6 protein-coding genes and 1 tRNA gene are annotated in these 5,005 nt (G+C 49.6%); 5 read left to right on the plus strand and 2 right to left on the minus strand.

What is annotated here, in order from left to right; genetic code table 11:
• The first annotated feature begins 279 nt into the window (after positions 1-279).
• Positions 280-453 carry a hypothetical protein gene (locus QZ310_RS08870; protein ID WP_297072147.1) on the plus strand — a complete coding sequence of 58 codons (174 nt, stop codon included), beginning with the start codon at positions 280-282 and terminating at the stop codon, positions 451-453.
• A gap of 94 nt (positions 454-547) precedes the next feature.
• On the opposite strand, the gene QZ310_RS08875 is transcribed toward QZ310_RS08870, so the two are convergent.
• A tRNA-Arg gene (locus QZ310_RS08875) sits at positions 548-621 on the minus strand.
• Between the two features lie 120 nt (positions 622-741).
• Between QZ310_RS08875 and zupT the strand changes: the two genes are divergently transcribed.
• Complete coding sequence (gene zupT / locus QZ310_RS08880; protein WP_297072148.1) at positions 742-1,545, plus strand: zinc transporter ZupT; 804 nt, start codon at positions 742-744, stop codon at positions 1,543-1,545.
• Here zupT and QZ310_RS08885 read toward each other — a convergent pair.
• On the minus strand, positions 1,526-2,386 hold the full coding sequence (locus tag QZ310_RS08885; RefSeq protein ID WP_297072149.1) for an HAD family hydrolase: 861 nt from the start codon (positions 2,384-2,386) through the stop codon (positions 1,526-1,528). The genes zupT and QZ310_RS08885 overlap by 20 nt on opposite strands.
• A 481-nt stretch (positions 2,387-2,867) precedes the next feature.
• Here QZ310_RS08885 and pyrE point away from each other — a divergent pair, with 481 nt between their 5' ends.
• The 3 genes from pyrE to QZ310_RS08900 all read left to right on the plus strand — a co-directional run bounded on the left by pyrE (position 2,868) and on the right by QZ310_RS08900 (position 4,902).
• Positions 2,868-3,521 (plus strand): orotate phosphoribosyltransferase, encoded by a 654-nt coding sequence (gene pyrE / locus QZ310_RS08890; protein WP_297072150.1) that lies wholly within the window; start codon positions 2,868-2,870, stop codon positions 3,519-3,521.
• A 444-nt stretch (positions 3,522-3,965) separates the two neighbouring features.
• Positions 3,966-4,385, plus strand: coding sequence for an SRPBCC family protein (locus tag QZ310_RS08895; RefSeq protein ID WP_297072151.1), 420 nt, complete (start codon positions 3,966-3,968; stop codon positions 4,383-4,385).
• A 4-nt stretch (positions 4,386-4,389) separates the two neighbouring features.
• Entirely contained in the window at positions 4,390-4,902 is a 513-nt protein-coding gene (locus QZ310_RS08900) for a hypothetical protein (protein WP_297072152.1), read from the plus strand.
• The last annotated feature ends 103 nt before the right edge of the window (positions 4,903-5,005 follow it).

A 5,005-nucleotide genomic window follows, 5' to 3' on the forward strand; every position in this document is an offset into this window, starting at 1 on the left:
AAGTTACTATATTTGCACTGTGTTTTCATGGTATTAGATTTAAGGTTAAAAAACAACAGGGCTGTCGGGATGACAGCCCTGTTGTTTGTTTAATAGCCACTCAATATTATGGCCACTCAATTACATCCTGTCCCTCAACATTAATTTACGTTAATGCAACGAACCCACAATCCTGCAATTGCGTTTGACAGATGAACCGGCACGCATTCAATTCAATGGTGCCACGGTGTGTCTACATTCAAGCTATTTATTAATGACAAATTAAAACAATTTTTTATTATGGAAATTTTCAGCCGTCACGAACACGAGAAAGACTCTTCATGTCGCCGCCACCACCTGCTCCACTGCATCCTCCATGCAACCCTGCAGGTAGCCACTCTCGCAGCCGCACTGATCACTCTCAACGAAGTCGACAAACTCCGCAAGGATGTGAAACTGATCCGTCGCAAATAGCAACCATGCATCAGCTCCCATCACGACAAAAAAGGATAAAATAAAAAGCCATCCCGAAGTAGACTTTCCGGAATGGCTTTTTCCTTAACCTTTGTGACTCCTACAGGATTCAAACCTGTAACCTTCTGATCCGTAGTCAGATGCTCTATTCAGTTGAGCTAAGGAGCCGTTTTGTGAGTGCAAAATTACGGCATTATTCTGATTCCTCCAAATTTTTCAACAACTTTTTTTCATCACAAAACACAATTTTTATAAAATTCACACCGTATATTTTATAAAACATTCCGTATGCCCGAACTATCAACCATACTTATTGCCCTGGGACTCACCATTGTAGCCGGTTTATCGACCGGAATAGGTGCACTCATATCTTTTTTCACAAAAAGTACTGACACGCGTATGCTTGCCGTATCGCTTGGCCTGTCAGCCGGAGTGATGGTCTACATTTCCTTCATGGAACTCATGCCGGAAGCGGTCGAAGGACTTGAGACAATCTATTCGTCGCGCATGGCAGAACTTTTCATGCTCCTTGCCTTCTTCGGCGGCATAGCCCTTATCGCCCTCATCGACTATCTTGTCCCCGAGGATGAAAACCCTCATGAACCCCATACCCTTTCGGAACTCCAGACCGGCACCTCACACCATCAGCTCAAACGCACCGGCACCATGCTCGCTGTCGCTATCGGCATCCACAATTTCCCGGAAGGCATGGCCACATTCATCTCCTGCCTCGACGGACTCCAAGTGGCACTCCCCATCATGATTGCCATAGCCATCCACAATATTCCGGAAGGCATAGCCGTCTCAGTCCCCATCTATCACTCGACCGGCGACCGCAAGAAAGCCTTGCGCCTATCATTGCTCTCCGGACTGGCCGAACCGGCGGGAGCGCTTATCGGCATGGCCTTCCTGCTCCCCTTCTGGTCACCTGTAGTCAACGCCATCTGCCTTGCATCAGTCGCAGGTATAATGGTCTATATTGCGTTCGACGAACTCCTCCCCGGTGCTGAAAGTTTCGGCCACCACCATCTTTCACTCATAGGTGTAATCACGGGCATGGCCCTTATGGCGCTCACCCTACTGATTCTTTGATTGCCTGCTCATACATGTCGCGTGCGACCGACGATGCTCCGTTCGGCCCTATGACCCTGTCGGCACGCTCTAACACCTCCGGCATGGCATTGGCGACAGCGACGGCATCGTCAGCGATCTCAAACATCGGGAGGTCGTTCAGATTGTCGCCGTAGACAGTGATGCGTTCCGCTCCTATCTTGTCGGCAAGCCAGCGTATGGCCTTTGCCTTGCTGACACCGGCACCGAATATTTCCAGATTTGCTATATCCTTATTAAATATATCACGGTAACACGACACTGACAGGCCCCTTATTCCCCGGAGCCTGTCGGCCACCGCCTCTATCTTCCGGGCATCGCCCATCGCAAAGGCAAGAATCATGCCTGGCTGCGGCTTTGTGAGCGGGGCGCTCTCACCCAAAACAAAACGTTTGCCCTTCAGGTGACGCCGCTCCTCATAGAACTCCGTCTCCTGACGGTTCATCTCCACAGGGTGGTAGACCGTCAGCTTTTCCCCACCGTCCAATACATATATAAAAGGATGCACTCCGCTTTCAGCAAAAGCGGCAAGCAACTCGCGAGCAATATCCTCGTCGAAGAGGACAGGATTTATATAGCGGTCCATATTCCGCTCCCAGAGCGCGGCTCCGGTCATCACGATGGCCGGAATGTCGGTATAAGTATTTTCAAGCAACACATCGACGGTAGCGGGAGTACGGGCAGTGGCAACCGTCACCGGAAAGCCGCGCTTCGACAATTCCGTGATGAGTTCCGCGCTCTCGGCGCTGACAAGACTGTCGGGACCAAGGAGAGTCCCGTCCATATCGCTTACAAAAAGATGTTTTTTAAGTAAAGGTGTCATAAGAAGCAAAATGCAATAAAAATCTCACCCGGCGGAATATTCTCACCGGCATTGCCGCCAACAAAGTTACGACAATCTATTAAAAACACATCAAAAAGCGTTTTTTCATCTTCAACAGTGTTAAACAGAGCCGAATCACAGATAAAATTTCGGACTTTTCATACATTTTGTCTAAAAAATAGTTAAATAGGGAAACAAAGTATTTAAGATTCGAAAAATTATGCGTACATTTGCATGTGTGTTTTTCATAGTATTAGATTAAGATAAAGGTTTAAAAAGGAAAGAGGATGTCGGGAGACATCTTCTTTTTTATTTATACCTCCCGTCAGACCTCCAGACCGGAGGAGCTTCGGAAGCTCTCCAAAATGTCATTTTTTAAGAAACGTAAACTAAAAAAAGTTGCATTTCGGCCACGGAAATTCTAATTTTGCACCCGAATACTCAACAATTCATTTCATCTATTTCCAGCACAGATAACAAAATGAAAAATCTTGACCTTATCCTTGCAGAAAAGTTACTGAAAATCAGTGCTATCAAACTTCAACCCGAGAACCCTTTCACATGGGCATCAGGCTGGAACTCCCCCATCTACACGGACAACCGCAAGACACTGTCGTATCCCGATGTCCGTAGTTTCATCAAGGTCGAGCTCACCCGCATCATCCTCGAGAATTTCGGCGACGTCGACGCAATCGCAGGCGTAGCTACAGGCGCAATCGCTCAGGGCGCACTCGTTGCCGATACCCTCGGTCTCCCATACGTCTATGTCCGCTCAACCCCCAAGGACCACGGACTTGAAAACCTCATTGAAGGCGATCTCCGTCCCGGCCAGAAAGTGGTTGTCGTTGAAGACCTCGTCTCAACAGGCGGCAGCAGCCTCAAGGCAGTCGAAGCCATCCGCAACGCCGGATGCGAAGTCATCGGCATGGTGGCCATCTTCAGCTATGAATTCCCCGTTGCCGTCAAGCGCTTCAAGGACGCAAACGTTCAGCTCATCACCCTTTCCAACTACTCAGCCCTCATTTCTGCCGCCCTTGAGACCGGCTTCATCCGTGAGAGCGACGTAGCTACCCTCAAGGAATGGCGCAAGGATCCCTCGCTCTGGACTCCCTCAACCTCCGAGTCTGACGAATAAAAAAACATCAAAACTGACAACTCCATAAAGCCACCAGTCCGCACCCCACACTCAGGATCGGACCGGTGGCTTTTCTAAGAGGGTGTTTAATACTAAATGTTAACCCGTGGGTTCCGTATTTCGGAGGAGCTTTTCTGCTGCGTTGAGGGAGTGTACTTAATGTACACGACTGAAACAAAGCGGAAAAGATGCCTGAAAGACGGAAAGGCGAAGGTAACTTTTACAGATTAATATATCCTCATAATAAAAAGAATAAAATAAAATATTATGAAACTATAATACTGTTGCCTCGGTTTTTCTTTGGCGCTTATCCCGTAACTCTTCGGTCGAGTGCCAAAGGGCACACTCCCTCATCGTTACAGAATAATCCCTCAAAGATAAACCGCCCACGGATTAACATTTAGTATTAAACACCCTCTAACCTAAACAAAAAGAACATCAATAATGGCAACTTACAGCGGTAAACCCGTCACCCTCCCCCGTCCGATTGCGACGGTATACGAAAAAGTAGCTGACCTCAGCCAGTACAAAGACCTCGTCGACCAGCTTCCCGAAGAGCATCGCGAACGCCTCAACGGCGTGGAATTCGAAGGCGAATCCATCAGCATGGATGCTCCCGCCATCGGTAAGCTCGTGTTCAAGATTTCAGAGCGCATCCCGACAAGCCGCGTCAGCTTCTCGGCCGAAGGCTGCCCAGTGCCCCTCACACTCTCTGTCAACCTTAAGGAAGCCGGCGAGGAGTCCACAACCATCACCCCTGCCATCAAGATTGACATTCCCCCGATGCTCCGTCCCTTCATCGGCAACAAGATTCAGGAGGCAGCCGATAAGTTCGGCGAAGTTTTCACTTCAATCTTCAAGTAAGGCCATGAGCATCCGATCTCTCCTTTCGCGCTTACTGATGCCTTTGCTCCCCGCCATGCTGCTCGGGGGCTGCGAGTCGGTGGACGACGACCGCATCCCGTATGCCGACGTCCACCTGACATTCCACACCGTGGGTGATTGGAACATCTATGGCGTGCAGGGCGATGCAGCATCGTATCGGACCTACATATTCAACTCCAAGGAGCGCGTCCCGTCCAACTTCCCTTACACGACACTTGACCGTACAGGCTACGGCGGTCTGCTGCTTGTCACCGATGTCCTTGGCGATCTCCACGCCTACGATCTCGCCTGCCCTTACGAATGTCGGCCTAACGTGCGTGTAAGTGTCCCCGCCGACGAGCTTTTCGCCCGCTGTCCCTCATGCGGTAGCACTTTCGACATTTTCCAGAACCGTGGCAACCCCATGACCGGCCCTGCGCAGGAGCGTGGATATGCCCTGCGGCGCTACTCTGTAGTATCCGGCGGCGCAACCGAATACCGTGTCGTCACCAGATAATCCCTACCTGACACTCGTTAGAAGGAAGGGCACATAAGGACATAAGTTCAGAAGGAACATAAGTTTTTTCAACTATCCGGACGTTTTATTAACTATAAAAGAG

Source organism: uncultured Duncaniella sp. (genome assembly GCF_910577345.1).
In the GTDB taxonomy this organism is placed as follows: Bacteria; Bacteroidota; Bacteroidia; order Bacteroidales; family Muribaculaceae; genus Duncaniella.

Excerpts from the sequence above, each read along its gene's own strand:
- QZ310_RS08870 (WP_297072147.1), top strand. The coding sequence starts at position 280 with ATGGAAATTTTCAGCCGTCACGAACACGAGAAAGACTCTTCATGTCGC.
- zupT (WP_297072148.1), top strand. The coding sequence starts at position 742 with ATGCCCGAACTATCAACCATACTTATTGCCCTGGGACTCACCATTGTA.
- QZ310_RS08885 (WP_297072149.1), bottom strand. The coding sequence starts at position 2,386 with ATGACACCTTTACTTAAAAAACATCTTTTTGTAAGCGATATGGACGGG.
- pyrE (WP_297072150.1), top strand. The coding sequence starts at position 2,868 with ATGAAAAATCTTGACCTTATCCTTGCAGAAAAGTTACTGAAAATCAGT.
- QZ310_RS08895 (WP_297072151.1), top strand. The coding sequence starts at position 3,966 with ATGGCAACTTACAGCGGTAAACCCGTCACCCTCCCCCGTCCGATTGCG.
- QZ310_RS08900 (WP_297072152.1), top strand. The coding sequence starts at position 4,390 with ATGAGCATCCGATCTCTCCTTTCGCGCTTACTGATGCCTTTGCTCCCC.